Genomic DNA, 17,807 nt, shown 5'->3' on the forward strand with positions numbered 1-17,807 from the left:
GCCTGGCGGAAGGATTGCTCTCATCGCAAACGAACGAGAAAGTATAAACATGCGGCAAAAACTCCGCAAGTTCTTCCAGCCTTGATGCTTGCCCTTGGTTTTTTCGGGCCAGACGGTCCAGGCAGGCGCCTCGGCCGGGCAAAACAAAAAAGAATGACTATCTAAGGACGTAACCTGCACATGGAAATATTCCCGCTGACCACCGAGAGATTGATATTAAGAAGGTTCACCCAGCATGACCTGCCGGCATTTTCAGGCTACCGCAATCAACCCGAGGTAGCCCGCTACCAGAGCTGGTCGTCGTTCTCGGCGGCGGACGCGTCGGCTTTTCTTGAGCAGCAGCGCGAGCTGGCGTTCGATGCCGACGAGACCTGGTTTCAGATTGCAGTAGAACGCAAGGAAGACGCGGTGCTGGCGGGAGACGTAGCGGTGCATTTCTTCGACGGCGGCCGGCAAGCCGAGCTCGGCGTGACTTTCGATTCCAGCTGCCAACGCCAGGGCTACGCCACCGAAGCCCTGTCCAGGGTTATCGGCTTGTTGTTTGACGATCTGAAGAAACACCGGATTGTCGCCACCGTGGATGCGCGGAATGCAAGCGTGGTGCGCCTCCTTGAGAAGCAAGGATTCCGGCGCGAAGCGCATTATCGGGAAAATATTTTCTTCAAGGGCGCCTGGTCCGATGAATACGGCTTCGCCCTCCTAAAACACGAATGGAAGGCCGGTTAAAACAAGATGTCAAATTGCCCCGGTATCTTTTAGTGTTAAAGACTACACTTCCCGCTTCTTCTAAAGCACGGTAATGAAATGAGTTGCATGCTTCGAATTTTTGGTGAAATGCTTGACGTCGATTCTTTGCTATCGCAACAGGACCTTCTTGTCTCTATACCAGAAGTGGTCGCTCATCATCAGTACGCTGCCGCCCAGAAGCTGGTTGTAGCCTGTATGTCACGGTTTTAAACAAAGCGAGAAATCGAACGACTTAGTGGGCAACTATGGAAACTAATGAAGACCAAGAACTCAGTGAATCAGAGAAAATAACCCGTTTTGGCTGCGGTGCTCTATTTGGCATTTTTTTAGGAATTTTCCTCGTCTTTGAGCTTGTGCTGTCGTCGTTTGGATGGGCTGCCGCTGTGATAGTGCTTTCTATACTTATATGCGGGACTCTAGCGTTGAAGTATGGCGATGAATTTTGGTATTCATTGAAAAATTGGGATTGGTGGCGCTGAGTTGAGGCTGGCAAAAAGATAAAAGTTACCGGATGTGGCATGAAAGAAATGGCCGAAACTACCCGTGTAGGGCGTGATAGCGGAGCGTATTACGCCGCATGTGATGCCTCACCAGGGTACGGGATGTCAAATGAATTGGCGTGAATAGCGATAAGAGAATACTGCATGATGTCGATCAAACATGCGGCGCATCGCTTACATCTTGACGAAGAACGGATCAAGCTTCGACCCTCATCTCGTTCCCATAAAAATTTGACGAAAACCATAGAATCTATTGACGCCCTACGCCTTGGAGCGTTGGAACATGATGAGCTGTATCGCCTTACACCTGAAGATATCCATCTATACTACAAGCTTGAGCAACACAAAGGCTGATGGCATGCGGCAACTATTTGCACGGCAGGCCGGAGGCGACAGGAAACAATGCATACCAAACGACGCATACTGGTGAAGACCATGCTGGCCCTTGGCGCCATGACTGCCGCGGTCGGCGCCTGGGCCGGCTACAATATCTGGTCCAACGAATACACGTTTTCGCAAAAGCAGCTGCAGACTGCCATCGACAGCAAGTTCCCGCAGCAGCTGCGTTATGCGGAAGTGTTCAATGTCGGCCTGAAGAACCCGCGCCTGACGCTCAACCCGGACCAAAACCGGGTATTGACGCGGGTGCATGTCAGCGTGCTTAGCCCGCTGCTGCTGGCGGGGACGTTGAATGGCGCGATCACGCTCAGCAGCGGCTTGAAGTATGACCGGGCCACGCGCGCCGTGCAGCTGGACAATCCTACTGTCGACAATATCGATTTCAGCAACGTGCCCGCCCAATACAAGCCGCAGCTGAGCCAGATCGGCGCGGTCGTGGCGCAGCAGGTGCTGAATAATTACCCGATCTATACCTTCACCAGCGACCAGCTGCGGCTCAACGGCAAGACCTTTGAGCCCGGTGCGATCACGGTGCAGCAAGATGGCATCGCGGTCGAAATCAACGAATCCGGCGCTTAAGCAGGGCGCTTGGCGAAGGTCGTTTTGGTGTAAGCCAGGCTAAAGCCGGCGCGCTCGGTGTTGCGCGCGCTGGTGTTCGCCGGCCGCGCCGTGACGCTGGCCAGCGTACAGCCGGCGTTGCGGGCCGCCGCCAGCCGCGCGTGCAGCAGCGCAAGCTGGATTCCGCGTCCTCTGTACGCCGGCAGCGTGCTGGCGATATACAAATGCGCCAGCAGTCCCGCCGGCGTCTCGATCAGGCTCATGCCGGCCGTGCCGGCTACCTTGCCGTCCACGGCCGCGGCGAACAGCAGCGTATCGCTTCGTTGCAAGGCAATCCGCGCCAGCGTCTCCAGCAAGACGGGCGGGCGATTTACCGCCTGCACCGAAAATCCGGCCACCGAGTCGCCGGCAAACGTGGCTTCCACCAGAACCCTGTCGGCGATTACCTCTATCCCGCTGGCGGCCGCTGCATAGGCATCCGCCGGCGCCAGGTGGCGCACGTAGGTATTGCTGAAAGCGTTGGCCGCATAGCCGCGCTCGGCCAGGACCGCCAGCGTGCTGCTGTCAGCGTGAGGACAGGCATCGACCTGCGTCTCCAATCCATGGGCGGCGTACTCGGCTTCCAGCCGCGCCAGCTCGCCGGAGTCCACCGGCGCTCCCATGCCCAGTCCTGTGACGTGGTTGAGTTTGCGTCCGAAAGCCGGATCGGTGAGCGCGGCGACGCCGCCGGCGATGGCGATGGCGCGCGCGTCCTTGTATCCAAACTCTCGGCAGGCCGCCACCTGCCGGCTCAAATGTGTCGCTTCGGCCTGCTCTAGTGCGCGGGCGAGTTCGGGGCCAGTCAAAATCATGGAAAGTCGGGATGCAAGTTGAGGGAGCAATTCAGGGGAGCGATTCAGGCCGGGACAATTGTATCCGAGTAGGTCATGTGCCGCGATTCCCCCATCAGGAACGGCCGGTTGGGTTCGATCACTTCCCGCAGGTAACGCCACAGCGCGGCTACCCGCGCCACATTGCGGGTTTCGGTGGCGGCCACCAGCCAGAATGCGCGCTGGATATCGGCCTGGCCGTCCAGCACCGGCACCAGGTCGTCGCTTTGCTGCGCCAGGAAGCAGGGCAGGATCGCCAGCCCCTGGCCGCTGCGCGCCGCCGTGTACTGGGCAATCACGCTGGTGCTGCGGAACGCGCGGAAAGCGGCTGGCGCCACGTTGTCTTTGTAGCGCAGTTCTTCGCTGAACACCAGGTCGTCGACGTAGCCGATGAAAGCATGGCTGTTCAAGTCCTGCAAGGTCTTGATGGGCGCGTGCGTCTCCAGGTAGGAGCGGGTGGCGTACAGCTTGAGCAGATAGTCGGTCAGCTTGGTGACGACGTAATTGCCGCTCTGCGGACGCTCGATGGTGACGCCGATATCGGCTTCGCGCTTGGACAGGTTGACGAAGCGCGGCACCGGCAGCAGGTCGACCGTGATGTGCGGATGCCGGGCGCAAAAATGCGCCAGGTGCGGCGCCAGCACAAAAGTGCCGAATCCCTCGGTAGCGCCGAGCCGGACCTGTCCCGACAGCAGCCGGTTGTGGCCGCTCAGTTCTTCCGCGGCGGCATACACCGTGCTCTCGACCCGCTCCGCATATTCGATCAGCCGATGGCCCTCCGCGGTCAATGTATAACCCTGGTTGTTGCGCTCGAACAGCTGGCTGCCGACCTGTTCTTCAAAGCGGCGCATGCGGCGCGACACGGTCGAGTGGTCAATGCCGAGTTTCTTTGCCGCCTCCACCAGGCCCTGGCTGCGCGTCAGCTCCAGGAACACGCGCAGGTTATCCCAGTCCAGCATGGCATTTGTCGATTTCACCTGCATCTCCTCGCTTTGCATAAATGCAAAGCTGTTGTGGATTATTGTCTATTGTCCCAATAATAATGCACATGCAGTATACCTATATAGAAATTCATAAAAATCAGCCCAGGATCCGCCATGGCGGAGCCGGCTAAAAGACAGGAGACCAGGATGGGGATAAATGCGGGGCGCAATAAGCTGCTTGCATGCAGTTCGGCCGTGATCTTTTCATTAACAGGTTTGCTCGCCGGCGGCCAGGCTTTGGCCCAGGAAGGCGATACCTACAAGGTCGGCATCCTGACCGACATGTCGGGGCCGTATTCGGCGATGGGCGGGCCCGGTTCGGTGGTGGCGGCCAAGATGGCGATCGACGATTGCCTGAAGGCCGAATGCAAGGGCATGAAAATCGAACTGCTGACCGCGGACCACCAGAACAAGGCCGACATCGGCGCCTCCAAGGCGCGTGAATGGATAGACCGCGACAAGGTCGACGCCATCGCCGACCTCACCAACTCCTCGGTGGCGCTGGCAGTGCAGCGCCTGATCCGCGACAAGGGCGGCATCGCCATGTACAGCGGCCCGGCGACCGGGGTGCTGACCAACGCCGAATGCGCGCCCAACGGTTTCCACTGGATGTTCGACACCTACTCGCAGGCAGCCGGAGCCGCCGCCGCACTGACCAGGATGGGACAGAAATCGTGGTACTTCGTCACCGTCGACTATGCCTTCGGCCAGTCGCTGGAAAAGGATGCCGGCGATGTCGTCAAGCGCCTCGGCGGCACCGTGGTCGGCTCGATCCGCCATCCGCTCAACGCCAGCGACCTGTCCTCGTTCCTGCTGCAGGCGCAGAGTTCCAAGGCGCAGGTGATCGGCCTGGCCAACGGCGGCCAGGACACGGTGAATGCGATCAAGCAGGCGCGTTCGTTCGGCATCGGCACCAAAAACCAGCGCCTGGCGGCCTTGCTGGTATTCCTGTCGGACGTGCATGCGCTGGGATTGAACGATGCCCAGGGCCTGGTCTACACCGACGGTTTCTACTGGGATTTCGACAACGAAACGCGCGCCTTCTCCAGGCGGTTTGAAACGCTTTACAAAGGCAACAAGCCGACCATGGTGCACGCCGGCGTCTATTCCAGCGTCTATCAATACCTGAAAGCAGCAGCCGCGACCAAATCGCACGACTGGAAAATCGTGACCCAGAAAATGCGCGAGATCCCGATCCAGGACGCCGTCATGCGCAACGCTTCCATCCGCCCGGACGGCCGCGTGATCCATGACATGTATCTGTACCAGGTGAAAACGCCGGCCGAATCGAAAGCGCCTTGGGATTACCTCAAGCTGCTGTCGACTATCCCGGCGCAGCAGGCATTCAAGCCGATGGACGCGTCCTGTCCCTTGGTCAAGTAAGACCAGCAAGGCGCCCGCGCTGCGGTGCGACGCCGTTCATTTTTTATTGTTTCAATTGTTCGAGGAAGCCATCATGTCTACCAATATTCCCAGCGTTCCGAATGTTCCTTTGCATATCGGCGGCAAAGCCGTGCAGTCGGCCAGCACCGAATGGCGCGATGTCCTCAATCCGGCGACCCAGGAGGTGGTAGCGCGCGTGCCGTTCGCCACCAAGGCCGAAGTCGACCATGCGGTCGCCAACGCCAAGCAGGCGTTCGCCGGCTGGCGCAACACTTCGCTGGCGCAGCGCATGCGCATCATGCTCAAGTTCCAGCAGCTGCTGCGTGAAAACATCGCGCCGCTGGCAGAGCTGATCACGCGCGAGCATGGCAAGACCTTGCCGGATGCCGAAGGCGAAGTGATGCGCGGCCTGGAAGTGGTCGAGCATGCCTGTTCCATCACCTCGCTGCAGCTGGGCGAGCTGGCCGAGAATGCCGCTACCGGCGTGGATGTCTACACCATCAACCAGCCGCTGGGCGTGGGCGCCGGCATCACGGCGTTCAACTTCCCGGTGATGCTGCCGTGCTTCATGTTCCCGGTCGCGGTTGCCTGCGGCAATACCTTTATCCTGAAACCGTCCGAGCAAGATCCTTCATCCTCGCTGTTCCTGGTTGAACTGGCGCAGCAGGCCGGCTTGCCGCCGGGCGTATTGAACGTGGTGCACGGCGGCCCGGATGTGGCCAACATGCTGTGCGACCATCCCGACATCAAGGCGATTTCCTTCATCGGTTCGACCAGCGTCGGCACCCATATCTATCGCCGCGCCAGCGAAGCCGGCAAGCGCGCGCAATGCATGATGGGCGCGAAGAACCATTGCATCGTGCTGCCCGACGCCAACAAGGACCAGGCCATCAACAACCTGCTGGGCGCGGCGTTCGGCGCTGCCGGCCAGCGCTGCATGGCGAATTCGATGGTGCTGCTGGTGGGCAAGGCGCGTTCCTGGTTGCCGGAAATCGTCGAGCGTTCGCGCGGCCTGAAGATCGGGCCGGGCAGCGACCGCAAGGCGGACCTCGGGCCGATGGTGTCGAAAGCCGCCAAGGCGCGCACCGAACGCCTGATCGGATCGGGCGTGGAGCAGGGCGCGCAGCTGTTGCTGGATGGCCGTAACTGCGAGGTGGCAGGCTACCCTGACGGCAATTTTGTCGGCCCCACCATTTTTTCCGGCGTGACTGCCGAGATGGATATCTATACGCAAGAGATATTCGGCCCGGCCATGTGCGTGGTCGAACTCGAAACGCTGGATGAAGCGATTGCCTTCATCAACGCCAACCCGAACGGCAACGGCACGTCGATCTTCACGTCGTCGGGCTGGTCGGCACGCAAGTTCCAGAACGAGATCGATGTCGGCCAGGTCGGCATCAACGTGCCGATCCCTGTGCCGGTGGCTTACTTCAGCTTCACCGGTTCGCGCGCTTCCAAGCTGGGCGACCTCGGCCCTAACGGCAAGCAGGCGGTGCAGTTCTGGACCCAGACCAAGACCGTGACCGCGCGCTGGTTTGCGCCGGACGCGGACGGCGGCGAGATCAACACGACGATTTCGATGAAATGATGAAGCATCATCCCACGGACCACAGGAGATTTTGACATGAGCAGCGACATCGTTTTTATCGGCCTCGGCAATATGGGTTTGCCGATGGCGCTGAACTTGGTGAAAGCCGGCTGCAAGGTCAGCGGCCATGACCTGGTGGCGGCCAGCGTCGACAAGTTTGTCGCCGGCGGCGGCAGCACCGGCAGCGATCTGTCGGCCGCGGTGGCGGCAGCCAGGATCGTCATCACGATGCTGCCGGCCAGCCGCCACGTCGAGGGCGCCTACCTTGGTCCTAACGGCATCCTGGCGCAGGTGGCGCCGGGCACATTGCTGATCGACTGCTCGACCATCGCTCCCGACGCCGCCCGCAAGGTAGCGGCAACGGCGCGCGACAAGGGTTTCACCATGCTCGACGCGCCGGTCTCGGGCGGCACCGGCGGCGCTGCCGCCGGCACGCTGACCTTCATGGTCGGCGGTTCTGCTGACGGTTTTGCGCTTGCCAAGCCTTACCTGGAAAAAATGGGCAAGGCGATCTTCCATGCCGGCGACAACGGCAGCGGCCAGACCGTCAAGATGTGCAACAACATGCTGCTGGGGATACTCATGATAGGTAGCTGCGAAGCGATCCGGCTGGGCATGGCGAACGGCATGGATCCCAAGGTTCTGTCGGAAATCATGGCGAAAAGCTCGGGCCGCAACTGGGCGCTGGAAGTGTACAACCCGTGTCCGGGCGTGATGGAAAATGCGCCGGCGTCCAAGGGTTATGCCGGCGGTTTCGGCGTCGACCTGATGCTCAAGGACCTGGGGCTGGCGGTGGAAAATTCCTTGTCCACCGGCAGCAGCGTGCCGCTCGGCGCGCTGGCGCGCAACCTGTACGACATCCACAGCAAGAGCGGCGCCGGCGGGCTGGATTTTTCCAGCATTTTCAATATGCTGGCCAAGGCTGAAGGAGCCTAGAACGCATCTCACGAATATTGATGAAATGAGCTCTAGTTATCCTGACTTGAGCAGGCGCTTGCGCTCCGCCGTGTATGACCACCACGGCAGCGCTTCGGCGCCTTCCATGTAGCGCACCGCCGACATGAACACGTCGATCACGCACGGATCGTGCCGGGCGCCGGTCTTGGCGCACAGGGTGTCGTACATCTGCAGCGGCGATTGGCCGACCAATTGACCTGGGCTCTGAATGCCGATGCGGCGCAGGTCGGCAGCGCCAGCCTTGCCGATATTCGGCAAATCCTCCAGCTGTACTACGGCAGCCCTGTCGAGATATTTGGGCATTCGCTCTCCATTACGTATTTTGTGGCGGTACGCTCATTGTGACACTGCCTTGGCGTTCGTTCCCGCCCTGCATAAGCTTATGCAGCAAAATTACTTGACCGGCAATATCTGTATCGAATAATATTACAGTATGAAGTCGAGTCGATTTGCCGTGGCGGCACATATTTTAGTCAGCGTCGAGTACGCTACCAGGGGCGGGGAAGTGTTTTACCCCTCCACGGCCATTGCTGCCAGCGTCAATACCAATCCCGTTTTTGTGCGTGAACTGCTGCGCAAGCTGAGCAAGGCCAGGCTGGTGCTGACCAAGGAAGGCAAGGGCGGCGGCGTGCAGCTGGCGCGGCCGGCGTCGGACATCAACCTGGCCGAGATCTACCAGGCGGTGGAAGAAGGGCCGGTGCTGAAACACAATACGCGCTCGAAAGACCTTTGCTGTCCGGTCAGCTGCGGCATGGATATGGTGCTTGATCCGGTGGTGTCGGAAGTCGAAGGGGCTTTGCTGGATATTTTGCGGGAAAGGAAATTGTCCGAGCTGGTCAACAAGATTGCCGACAAGCCAGGCAAGTAGTGGTTTTTTTTATATTTAACTGTATAAAAATCATATACAGTTAATTTGGCAGTTACGCAGTAATTGAGTGCCGGATCGAAATTTGATCCTATTTTTATATTTTAAACTGTATTAAAAAATAATACAGTTTAGCTGTGGCGAGATGAATCCGCAGCAAACCTGATGCAGGGCAGCCGGTGCGGGTGGCCTGCACCGGCTGCATTTTTATTGATTTCAGTCAGTTCTATCGGACGTAACGAACAGGAGTTTCACATGGAAAAAAATATGGCGGCGATCAGCGCCCAGAACGACAGCCTCCTCGATCTGCCGGTGCATGCCACCAGCAGCGCGGCATCGCCTTTGCGTTCGTGGCTGTCGGTGGTGGCGGTAGCGATAGGCGCGTTTGCTTTTGTCACGACCGAATTCCTGCCCGTCGGGCTGTTGCCGCAAATCGCGCGCGACCTCGGCGTCTCGCCCGGCACCGCCGGCTTGATGGTGACCACGCCAGGCGTCATTGCAGCAATCTCGGCGCCGGCGCTGATGCTGGGAGCAGGGCGCATCAACCGTCGCCTGATCTTGCTGATGCTGTCGGTGCTGCTGCTGGCGTCCAACCTGATCTCGGCGATGGCGCCCGGCTTTGGCACGATGCTGCTGGGCCGGGCCCTGCTGGGCGCGGCGCTGGGCGGATTCTGGACGCTGGCGCTGGCGACTTCGGCGCGGCTGGTAAAAGAAGAGCATGCGGCCAAGGCAACCGCGATGATACTCACCGGCGTCACTTTCGCCACCGTGATCGGGGTGCCGCTTGGAACCTTCATCAGCACCCTGGCTTCGTGGCGCGCATCATTCATCGCCACCGGTGTGCTGGCTGCCGTGGCGCTGGCTGCGCAAGCACTGCTGCTGCCTTCGCTGCCGTCAAAAGCGGCGATACGCTTCAGCGACCTGGGCGCCTTGCTGGGCCGCGCCACCATCCGCAAGAGCCTGCTGATGGTAGCGCTGGTGTTCGGCGCGCACTTTTCTGCCTACACCTATGTCACGCCGTTCCTGGTGCAAAGCGCAGGATTCAGCCTGCCGGCAATTACGTCGGTATTGCTGGGCTTCGGTTTCGTCGGGTTTGTTTCCAACTTCGGGATCTCGACCACCGTCTCCCGCAACCTGCAGCTGTCCTTGTTTTCCATGGTGGCGATCCTGATGGTGGCATTGCTGGCGTTGCCGCTGCTGCATGCATCCCAGGCCGGCGTCGTGACCATGGTGCTGGCCTGGGGCGTGGCATTCGGCGCCATTCCTCTGTGCGCCAGCATCTGGCTGCAGCTGTCGTCGCCTGATCTGCCGGAAGCCGGTTCCGCGCTGTTCGTCAGCATCGTGCAGGTAGCGATTGCGGTGGGCTCATCCACCGGCGGCGTGGTGGTCGATTCGCTCGGCATCCCGGCTACCTTGTGGCTGGGCGGCGCGCTGGCGCTGGCCAGCCTGGCGGTGATCGCCAGCTTCGGTTTCAACAACAAGAACCTGGCCGAGACCTTGAGTCAATAACCGGCGGCCCGCTTGGCAGGCGCAGCGGCTGGTCCTGCCGGCTGTGCCGACCATTGGCCAAGCCAGACGCTGGCAAGGATGATCGCTGCGCCCAGTATCTGCAGCAGCGACAGGTGCTGGTCGAGCACCAGCCAGCCGAGCACGGTCGCTGTCACCGGACTCAGCAAGCCGAGCGAAGCGGCCGCGGCCGGCTGGATTTTTTGCAGGCCGCGGAACCACAGCCAGTAAGTCAGGCCGGCGCCGACCAGGCCCAGGTAGAGGAAGCCGACGATATTTTTCGTGTCGAGCGCAGGCAGCGGCGGTTCCAGCCATAGCGCCAAGGGCAGCAACAGCAGGCCGCCGGCAGTCAGCTGCCAGGCGGTGAAGGTGAGCGGCGCTACCGGCGCGCGCCAGTGTTTGCTGAGCGCAGTGCCGATCGCCATGGACAGTGCACCCAGCAAGCCGGCGGCGATACCGATGGCGTCCAGCCTGGCCGACGGCGTGAGCACCAGCAGCGCCACGCCGGCGATGCCTGCCGCGCCTGCAGCCAGGGCCAGGCGGCGCGGCAGCTGGCGGAACAGCAGCCAGGAAAACAGCAGCACCATCAAGGGCTGGATCGCGCCGACCGTAGCGGCAACGCCACCCGGCAAGCGATAGGCCGATACGAACAGCAGCGACCAGAACACGGTGAAATTCAAGGCGCCGAGTACAAACACGCGCAGCCACCAGATGCCGCTCGGCAGTTTCCGCAGCAGCGCCAGCAGCAACAGTCCGACCGGCAACGCACGCAGCATCGCCAGCATCAATGGGTGTCCAGCCGGCAGCAACTGGGTGGTGACCAGGTAGGTGCTGCCCCAGATCGCCGGGGCGATGGCGGTGAGCAGCGTGTCATTCAGGGCGGAGTTCGTTTTCTTCATGGCATTAATCTTTATGTGAACTATCTTCATGTCAAGATAAATATATTTTACATCAACTTCTCTTGATGTCAAGATATCGGCTTTGACCTTACTAATTCACGGGAAGCAGGCTGTTTGAATGGCAATGGATAAAGTCGACAAGATTCTTGAGCAATGGCGGCGCGAACGGCCCGACCTGGACAGCTCGCCGATGGGCGTCGTCGGCCGCATCGGCCGGCTGGCGCATTACCTGGAACGGGGAGTGAACGAGGGGCTGGACCAGTTCGGCCTGACCAACTGGTCGTTCGACGTGTTGGCAACCCTGCGCCGCGCCGGCCAGCCGTACCGGCTGTCGCCCAACGCCTTGCTGCAGTCGCTGATGATCACTTCCGGCACCATGACCAACCGCATCGACCACCTGGAGCGCGCCGGCCTGGTGGAGCGCGCGCATAACCCGGACGACCGGCGCAGTGTCCTGATCAGCCTGACCCCGAGTGGACTGGAATTGATCGAGAAGGCGGTGGCGACCCATGTCGCCAACGAGCATCGCTTGCTGGCTGAACTGGGCGGAGCGGACAGGGAGCAGCTGGCGGGATTGCTGCGCCAATTGCTGGTCAAGTTTGAATCCTGACCAGGCGAAAAAAAACGCTGCGGATAAATCGGCAGCGTTTTTTTTATGGGCGGGAAGGTATTAACCGCGCTTCTTGAACTCGTTGGTGCGTGTGTCGATTTCAATCATGTCGTCGGAGCTGACGAACAGCGGCACCATGACGATGTGCTGGTTCGCTTCGATGGCGTTTTCGATCTTGGCTTCTTTCAGGACGTTGCCCGAAGTGTTGCCCTTGACCGCTGGTTCCGAGTAGACGACCTGGCGCGTGATGGTGGTCGGCAGTTCGACAGAAATTGCCTTGCCGTCGTAAAACACGGCTTCGCATTCCATGCCGTCTTTCAGGTAGTGCAGGGCATCGCCCAGGTTTTCTTCTTCGATTTCATACTGTTCGTAGTCGGTGTCCATGAACACGAACAGGGGATCGGCGAAGTACGAATAGGTCACAGGTTTCTTGTCGAGCACAACCACGTCGAACTTGTCGTCGCCGCGGAAAACGTTTTCCATCGGAGCGTTGGTCAGCAGGTTCTTCAGTTTCCACTTGTAGGTGAAGCCCGTGCGGCTCGAACCGTTGACGTCAGAACGCAAGACGATCATAGGCTTACTGTCAACCATGATGATGTTGCCAACACGAATTTCTTTTGCAGGTTTCATAGCGAATATACGTAAAAAGTAGGTTACTTGAGAATCATCTGTAGCCTACTGGCAAAAAACGCCGCAAGCCAACGTATGATTGAATTTTTAATTGCGTCAAAAATTAGCCGTATATTTTAACCTATTTTTTTGCGCGCCTTACCTAACTGTTTCGGCAAACTTCAGTAAATTGCCGGCCAAGTCGCCATTTGCCAACATTTGCTGCTGCCAATCCATGGCCATCATGGCAATTTTTGGCATGTCGGCTGCAAATGCCGGCCATAGCGCCGACCAGTCCACCGCTGCTTTCGTAGCTTCGTTCCAGCATAGGGAAAATTCGGCCAGCTTTTCGGTTGTGGCTGCATAGGACTGCAGGAATGCGTTCAATTTCACGTGATGCAAGTCTTCGTCTTGCGGATAGATATGCCAGACAAACGGCTTGCCGGCCCACTGGGCGCGCACAAAGGAATCCTCGCCCCGTACAAAATTGAGGTCGCAGGCCCATAGCAGCTTGTCGTAGTCCTGTTGGGGAAGGAAGGGCAGCACCCGCACGGTCAATGCATCGCGCGTTACGCTGGCGCCGGCTTGCGCCGCTTGTCCCAGGAATGCCTCGACGGTGTCGACGGCAACGCCTTCCGGCACCAGGCAGGTAATCGCCTTGCCGCCGCCTTGCCATGCCTTGAACAAAGCCGCAACCGGCGCTTGCGGATAGCAGAACAGGGAAACCTTGAGGGACGCCATTTCGGCCGGCGTGACGCCAAGCTGCAGCAGAAAGGTAGCCATGGCGGCCTGGTCATCCTGGAATGCCTGGCGCTGCTGCAGCAGGCCGGATTCAAGCAGCAGGCCGCCGGTTTTGCCGGTGAAGCCGGGGAAGAAAAAATATTTGACCAAGGAGCGCGATTGCGGCGAAGGCAATGTGTGGCAGCCTTCCACCCATGCTTCCGCGCTGAGCCCTTCCAGGTTCAGCCATGCCGGATGCGGCACACGTTCCGCCATCGCCGCAATATAGGCGGGCGGAATGTCGCAGGCAAAAAATTCGATCACGATATCGGCTATGTCCGCGGCTGTGAACACGCCGTCCTGGCCGCGCCAGTGGCGGATCGTCACGGCGTTCACCTGTTGCGTCTCGCGGTCGGTGGCGACTTGCGGGCAGATCCGCTGGAAACTCTGCAGGTCGTCTACCCACAGGGTCACGCCGATGCCGTGTTCCTGTTCCAGCTGCCGCGCCAGGCGCCAGCAGATGCCGATGTCGCCGTAGTTGTCGACCACCTTGCAAAACAATGCCAAGGTCGTCTTTTGATGATGTTGGTCCAAGATCCAGGTTCCAGTGTGTGCGTTTTTTTATTGCCCGGCGGTTTTGCATTTGACAGTGTAATGTAATAATGCCGTCCCCCGCATGACACTGGACGATGAAGATGACGAATGAGCGCGACCTGATTGCCGACCTGACGCTGGCAGTAATCGATTTGGCAGGAGCCGTGGCGCAGATAGCGGAAACCATGCCCGGGCACACCAAGGCGCAGGTCAACGATTCGCTGAATGTAGCGGTGACCAAGCTGGAGCAGGTGGCCATAGCGATTAGCGCCGGCGGCGACGGAGGCCGCAGCGAAGATGGTGACGTCGCTGCGGCGGCAACGGAAGCCGAAACGCAAGCCGGCTAGGCGGCTCGGTCGAAGCGGGCGTGTTCCAGCAAATGACGGACTATGATCCGGTGAAAAGGCATGATCGCCGCAAGATAAGTTCGTCCCGGGAGATTATTGGTCTTGACTACGGTGCTGACGGTCACCAGCGTGCCGGCGGTACCCGCAGGCGCGACCGTCACGCTGACCCTGAAATCCAGGTGCTTGTCGTCGAACCCTAACACTACCTCTTGCGGTGATTGCGCAACGACAGGAAAACCGCCTATCGTGGGCTGTGGGGCGCCCGCATCATCCACGCCTATCTCAACTGTTTTCAGTTGGAACAGCCTGACCACGCGGTTGCGTGTCGACACCAACTGTTTTATCCAGGCAGGCGGATTCCTGAGGACAGCCTCGGCTGCCTGGCGCGCGTCCAGGCCCGGCATGCCAGCCTGGACCTGGTAAGCGTCGACAAAATCATGCCCGGGCAACAGTGCGCTGCAGCTCGGGCTCGGCATGACGAGGAGCGCGGTGCCGTTCATTTCTTACGCGTCCTGGCTTCGTACTCGGCCGCCGCGCTTTCAAACCGCTCGCGGGTGGTTTCTTCGTCGCGGCTGCCGAACGCGTAGTTCGCTTCCAGCCACATGACGTTGATGATGCCGAACGCCAGCGCCAGGCCGACTCCCAATATCCATGCGAAATACCACATAAGTTTCTCCCTTGTCCGGTCAGTAAGCGGTGTGCTCGTTGTCTTCGATATGCTTGAGGGTGACCTTGCCGCGCATGACCCGGTACACCCAGGTGGTGTACAGCATGATGATAGGCAGCATGATCACCACCACCCAGAACATGATGCCCAGCGTCTTGTGGCTCGATACGGCATCCCAGATGGTGAGGCTGCTGCCGGGGTCGAGCGAGGACGGCATGATGAACGGGAACAGCGAAGCGCCTGCGGTCAGGATCACGGCGGTGACGCTGATTCCGCTGGACAGGAAGGCCGCCATGGACTTGCCGGCGCTGCTGAATGCCGTGCACAGCAAAGCCGCGGCGACCGCCACGATCGGCAATGCCCAGGTTGCCGGCCAGCGCGCATAGTTGTCGAACCAGGCGCCGGCGACGGTAACCACGGTTTTTGCGGTCGGCATGAAGGCGGTGTTCATGTCCGGCATGGCGCTGATGCGATAGCCGTGGATGCCGTAGGCGACCCAGAAGCCGCCGGCGATGAACAGCGCGGCGGTGGCCAGGCCGGCGATTCTGGCGACGCCGCGGGCGCGCTGGGCGATCACATCGTCGGTCTTGACTTGCAGGTAGGCGGCGCCGTGCATCAGCAGCATGGACACGCTCAGCAGGCCGGCCAGCAGTCCGAACGGATTGAGCAGCTGGAAGAAGTTGCCGGTATATTCGACCCGCATGGTGTCGTCGTAGTGGAAAGGCACGCCGAGGAACAGGTTGCCGAACGCCACGCCGAAAATCAGCGGCGGCACGAACCCGCCGGCGAACAGGCCCCAGTCCCAGGCGTTGCGCCAGCGGGTATCGGCCACCTTGCTGCGGTAATCGAAGCCGACCGGGCGGAAGAACAGCGAGAACAGCAGCAGCATCAGCGCTACGTAAAAGCCGGAAAACGCAGCGCCGTACACCAGCGGCCAGGCCGCGAAGATGGCGCCGCCGGCGGTGATGAACCAGGTCTGGTTGCCTTCCCAGGTGCTGCCGATGGAATTGATGATGACGCGCCGTTCGCCGTCGGTCTTGCCGATGAAAGGCAGCAGCATGCCGACCCCGAAATCGAAGCCGTCGGTCAGCGCGAAGCCGATCAGCAATACGCCGACGAAACCCCACCAGATCACTTTCAGTGTTTCATAGTCAAAGATCATGCTGTTCCCCTTAGGCCTTGGCGGTGTGGTCGTGGCTGGCGCTGGGCTTGTCCAGCAATTCCCAATGGTATTTGCCGGTATGCAGGCTGCTTGGGCCGCGCCGTGCGTACTTCACCATCAGTATCATTTCAATGACGAACAGGAAGCTGTAGAAGCCGAGGAAACCGGCCAGGCTGAAATACAGGCTGCCAGGCTGCAGGGTCGAGGCCGACAGGTGGGTCGGCAGCACGCCCGAGATGGTCCATGGCTGGCGGCCGTATTCGGCCAGCAGCCAGCCGAGTTCGATTGCGACCCACGGCAGCGGAATGCTGTACATCGCCAGCCGCAGCAGCCAGCGCTGCCTGGCCAGTTTCTTGCGGATCAGGAAGTAGAAAGAGCAAGAGAAAATGAACAGGAACAGGATGCCGAGGCCGACCATCAGGCGGAACGACCAGAACATCGGCGCGATCTTGGGAAACGTGTCGTTGACCGCCATGGCGATCTGCTCAGGCGTAGCATCGACCACCTTCGGCGTGTATTTTTTCAGCAGCAAACCGTAGCCGAGATCGTGTTTCAGCTTGTCGAAATCGGCAATCGCTTGCGGCGATTTGTCGCCGCCCTTGAGGCGGGTCAGGGCGGCATACGCCAGCATGCCGTTGCGGATGCGTACTTCGTGTTCTTTTTTCAGGTCATGGATGCCGCTGATCTGCTTGTCCACCGAGCGGGTGCCGATCAGGCCCAGCACATAGGGAATCTTGAAGGCAAAATCGGTGCGCTGCTCTTTCTCGTTCGGCCAGCCGAACACGGTGATGCCGGCCGGCGCCGGTTCGGTATGCCATTCGGCTTCCATGGCTGCCATCTTGACCTTGTTGACTTCGCCGGCGGTGTAGCCGGATTCGTCGCCCAGCACGATCACCGACAGGGTCGACGCCAGGCCGAAGCCGGCGGCAATCGCGAACGAACGCAGGGCAAACGCGGTGTCGCGTCCTTTCAGCAGGTAGAAGGCGGAGATGCCGAGCACGAACATGGAGGCGGCGACGTAGCCGGCCGACAGGGTGTGCACGAACTTGACCTGGGCCACCGGATTGAAGATGACGTCGACGATGCTGGTCAGCTCCATGCGCATGGTTTCATAGTTGAATTCGGCGCCGACCGGATTGTTCATCCAGCCGTTGGCGATCAGGATCCACAGCGCCGACAGGCTGGAACCCAGCGCCACCAGGAAAGTGATCAGCAGATGCTGGACCCGCGACAGGCGGTCCCAGCCGAAGAAGAACAGGCCGACGAAGGTCGATTCGAGAAAGAATGCCATCATGCCCTCGATCGCCAGCGGCGTGCCGAAAATGTCGCCGACATAATGCGAATAGTAGGACCAGTTGGTGCCGAACTGGAATTCCAGCGTGATGCCGGTGGCGATCCCCATGGCGAAGTTGATGCCGAACAGCTTGCCCCAGAAGCGTGTCATGTCTTTATAGATAGGGCTGCCGGTCATCACGTACACCGACTCCATGATGACCAGGATCCAGGCCAGTCCCAGGGTGAGCGGCACGAACAGGAAATGGAACATCGCGGTCGCCGCAAATTGCAGGCGGGACAGGGCGACGACTTCATCAATAGGAATCATTGGCGGGTCTCCGAAGGGGAAGGGTGGGAGGGTGTGGAAGATGCAGGTGCAGCGGGCGGCTGGCTCAGGAAATGCTGTTCGACCAGGTTGGTCGGCATGCGCATTTTCTTGGTTTGCGGCTCGGAGAAGAAAGCTTTCCAGAGCAGCGTCAGCAGGGCGATCTTGACGACCAGGATCAGGGTGATCTCGACTGCCAGCGGCAGCCGCGTGAATCGTTTGTTGGCGGAGAAAGACTGCATGC

The 17,807-nt window shown here is 59.9% G+C and carries 22 protein-coding genes; 11 read left to right on the forward strand and 11 right to left on the reverse strand.

Annotated features, from left to right (window positions below):
- Positions 1 to 180: 180 nt before the first annotated feature.
- From BM062_RS03635 to BM062_RS03640, 4 genes are all read left to right on the forward strand, one after another.
- Entirely contained in the window at positions 181 to 726 is a 546-nt protein-coding gene (locus BM062_RS03635; protein ID WP_092393277.1) for a GNAT family N-acetyltransferase, read from the forward strand.
- A 266-nt stretch (positions 727 to 992) separates the two neighbouring features.
- Positions 993 to 1,226: a hypothetical protein gene (locus BM062_RS24935; protein WP_139219983.1), complete on the forward strand. Its 234-nt coding sequence runs from the start codon at positions 993 to 995 to the stop codon at positions 1,224 to 1,226.
- 165 nt (positions 1,227 to 1,391) lie between these two features.
- Positions 1,392 to 1,601, forward strand: a complete 210-nt coding sequence (locus BM062_RS24940; protein WP_139219984.1) for a hypothetical protein — start codon at positions 1,392 to 1,394, stop codon at positions 1,599 to 1,601.
- 48 nt (positions 1,602 to 1,649) lie between these two features.
- On the forward strand, positions 1,650 to 2,225 hold the full coding sequence (locus BM062_RS03640; protein WP_092393280.1) for a DUF1439 domain-containing protein: 576 nt from the start codon (positions 1,650 to 1,652) through the stop codon (positions 2,223 to 2,225).
- On the opposite strand, the gene BM062_RS03645 is transcribed toward BM062_RS03640, so the two are convergent.
- Complete coding sequence (locus tag BM062_RS03645) at positions 2,222 to 3,055, reverse strand: GNAT family N-acetyltransferase (protein WP_092393283.1); 834 nt, start codon at positions 3,053 to 3,055, stop codon at positions 2,222 to 2,224. The genes BM062_RS03640 and BM062_RS03645 overlap by 4 nt on opposite strands.
- A gap of 44 nt (positions 3,056 to 3,099) precedes the next feature.
- Positions 3,100 to 4,032: a LysR family transcriptional regulator gene (locus BM062_RS03650; RefSeq protein WP_092393577.1), complete on the reverse strand. Its 933-nt coding sequence runs from the start codon at positions 4,030 to 4,032 to the stop codon at positions 3,100 to 3,102.
- A 171-nt stretch (positions 4,033 to 4,203) separates the two neighbouring features.
- Between BM062_RS03650 and BM062_RS03655 the strand changes: the two genes are divergently transcribed.
- The 3 genes from BM062_RS03655 to mmsB all read left to right on the forward strand — a co-directional run bounded on the left by BM062_RS03655 (position 4,204) and on the right by mmsB (position 7,963).
- On the forward strand, positions 4,204 to 5,439 hold the full coding sequence (locus BM062_RS03655; protein WP_371326539.1) for an ABC transporter substrate-binding protein: 1,236 nt from the start codon (positions 4,204 to 4,206) through the stop codon (positions 5,437 to 5,439).
- A 73-nt stretch (positions 5,440 to 5,512) separates the two neighbouring features.
- A complete protein-coding gene (locus tag BM062_RS03660) occupies positions 5,513 to 7,027 on the forward strand; it encodes a CoA-acylating methylmalonate-semialdehyde dehydrogenase (protein ID WP_092393583.1) in 1,515 nt (504 codons plus the stop codon).
- A gap of 36 nt (positions 7,028 to 7,063) precedes the next feature.
- Positions 7,064 to 7,963, forward strand: coding sequence for a 3-hydroxyisobutyrate dehydrogenase (gene mmsB, locus BM062_RS03665; RefSeq protein ID WP_092393286.1), 900 nt, complete (start codon positions 7,064 to 7,066; stop codon positions 7,961 to 7,963).
- 36 nt (positions 7,964 to 7,999) lie between these two features.
- On the opposite strand, the gene BM062_RS03670 is transcribed toward mmsB, so the two are convergent.
- Complete coding sequence (locus tag BM062_RS03670) at positions 8,000 to 8,287, reverse strand: helix-hairpin-helix domain-containing protein (RefSeq protein WP_092393289.1); 288 nt, start codon at positions 8,285 to 8,287, stop codon at positions 8,000 to 8,002.
- A 130-nt stretch (positions 8,288 to 8,417) separates the two neighbouring features.
- Here BM062_RS03670 and BM062_RS03675 point away from each other — a divergent pair, with 130 nt between their 5' ends.
- Positions 8,418 to 8,852, forward strand: coding sequence for an Rrf2 family transcriptional regulator (locus BM062_RS03675; protein ID WP_092393292.1), 435 nt, complete (start codon positions 8,418 to 8,420; stop codon positions 8,850 to 8,852).
- 252 nt (positions 8,853 to 9,104) lie between these two features.
- Positions 9,105 to 10,358 (forward strand): MFS transporter, encoded by a 1,254-nt coding sequence (locus BM062_RS03680; protein ID WP_175500869.1) that lies wholly within the window; start codon positions 9,105 to 9,107, stop codon positions 10,356 to 10,358.
- On the opposite strand, the gene BM062_RS03685 is transcribed toward BM062_RS03680, so the two are convergent.
- On the reverse strand, positions 10,352 to 11,254 hold the full coding sequence (locus BM062_RS03685; protein WP_092393298.1) for an EamA family transporter: 903 nt from the start codon (positions 11,252 to 11,254) through the stop codon (positions 10,352 to 10,354). The genes BM062_RS03680 and BM062_RS03685 overlap by 7 nt on opposite strands.
- 124 nt (positions 11,255 to 11,378) lie before the next feature.
- On the opposite strand from BM062_RS03685, the gene BM062_RS03690 reads away from it, so the two are divergent.
- Positions 11,379 to 11,864, forward strand: a complete 486-nt coding sequence (locus BM062_RS03690) for a MarR family winged helix-turn-helix transcriptional regulator (RefSeq protein WP_175500878.1) — start codon at positions 11,379 to 11,381, stop codon at positions 11,862 to 11,864.
- Between the two features lie 60 nt (positions 11,865 to 11,924).
- Here the strand turns inward: BM062_RS03690 and BM062_RS03695 are convergent, their stop codons facing one another.
- Positions 11,925 to 12,494 (reverse strand): elongation factor P, encoded by a 570-nt coding sequence (locus BM062_RS03695; protein WP_092393304.1) that lies wholly within the window; start codon positions 12,492 to 12,494, stop codon positions 11,925 to 11,927.
- A 138-nt stretch (positions 12,495 to 12,632) separates the two neighbouring features.
- A complete protein-coding gene (earP, locus tag BM062_RS03700; RefSeq protein WP_092393307.1) occupies positions 12,633 to 13,787 on the reverse strand; it encodes an elongation factor P maturation arginine rhamnosyltransferase EarP in 1,155 nt (384 codons plus the stop codon).
- 95 nt (positions 13,788 to 13,882) lie between these two features.
- On the opposite strand from earP, the gene BM062_RS03705 reads away from it, so the two are divergent.
- On the forward strand, positions 13,883 to 14,134 hold the full coding sequence (locus BM062_RS03705; RefSeq protein ID WP_092393310.1) for a hypothetical protein: 252 nt from the start codon (positions 13,883 to 13,885) through the stop codon (positions 14,132 to 14,134).
- Here the strand turns inward: BM062_RS03705 and BM062_RS03710 are convergent.
- The 5 genes from BM062_RS03710 to cydP are packed head-to-tail and all read right to left on the reverse strand — an operon-like array spanning position 14,131 to position 17,805.
- Complete coding sequence (locus tag BM062_RS03710; protein WP_092393313.1) at positions 14,131 to 14,634, reverse strand: DUF2867 domain-containing protein; 504 nt, start codon at positions 14,632 to 14,634, stop codon at positions 14,131 to 14,133. The two genes, BM062_RS03705 and BM062_RS03710, sit on opposite strands and share 4 nt — an antisense overlap.
- Positions 14,631 to 14,801 (reverse strand): cytochrome bd-I oxidase subunit CydX, encoded by a 171-nt coding sequence (cydX, locus tag BM062_RS03715; RefSeq protein ID WP_092393316.1) that lies wholly within the window; start codon positions 14,799 to 14,801, stop codon positions 14,631 to 14,633. The genes BM062_RS03710 and cydX overlap by 4 nt, the downstream gene beginning before the upstream one ends.
- A 19-nt stretch (positions 14,802 to 14,820) precedes the next feature.
- On the reverse strand, positions 14,821 to 15,963 hold the full coding sequence (gene cydB / locus BM062_RS03720; protein WP_092393318.1) for a cytochrome d ubiquinol oxidase subunit II: 1,143 nt from the start codon (positions 15,961 to 15,963) through the stop codon (positions 14,821 to 14,823).
- Positions 15,964 to 15,973: 10 nt separating this feature from the next.
- On the reverse strand, positions 15,974 to 17,566 hold the full coding sequence (locus tag BM062_RS03725; RefSeq protein WP_092393321.1) for a cytochrome ubiquinol oxidase subunit I: 1,593 nt from the start codon (positions 17,564 to 17,566) through the stop codon (positions 15,974 to 15,976).
- Positions 17,563 to 17,805, reverse strand: coding sequence for a cytochrome oxidase putative small subunit CydP (gene cydP, locus BM062_RS03730; protein WP_092393324.1), 243 nt, complete (start codon positions 17,803 to 17,805; stop codon positions 17,563 to 17,565). The genes BM062_RS03725 and cydP overlap by 4 nt, the downstream gene beginning before the upstream one ends.
- Positions 17,806 to 17,807: the final 2 nt, after the last annotated feature.

It is taken from the genome of Collimonas sp. OK412 (assembly GCF_900112135.1).
Lineage (GTDB): Bacteria > Pseudomonadota > Gammaproteobacteria > Burkholderiales > Burkholderiaceae_D > Collimonas > Collimonas rhizosphaerae.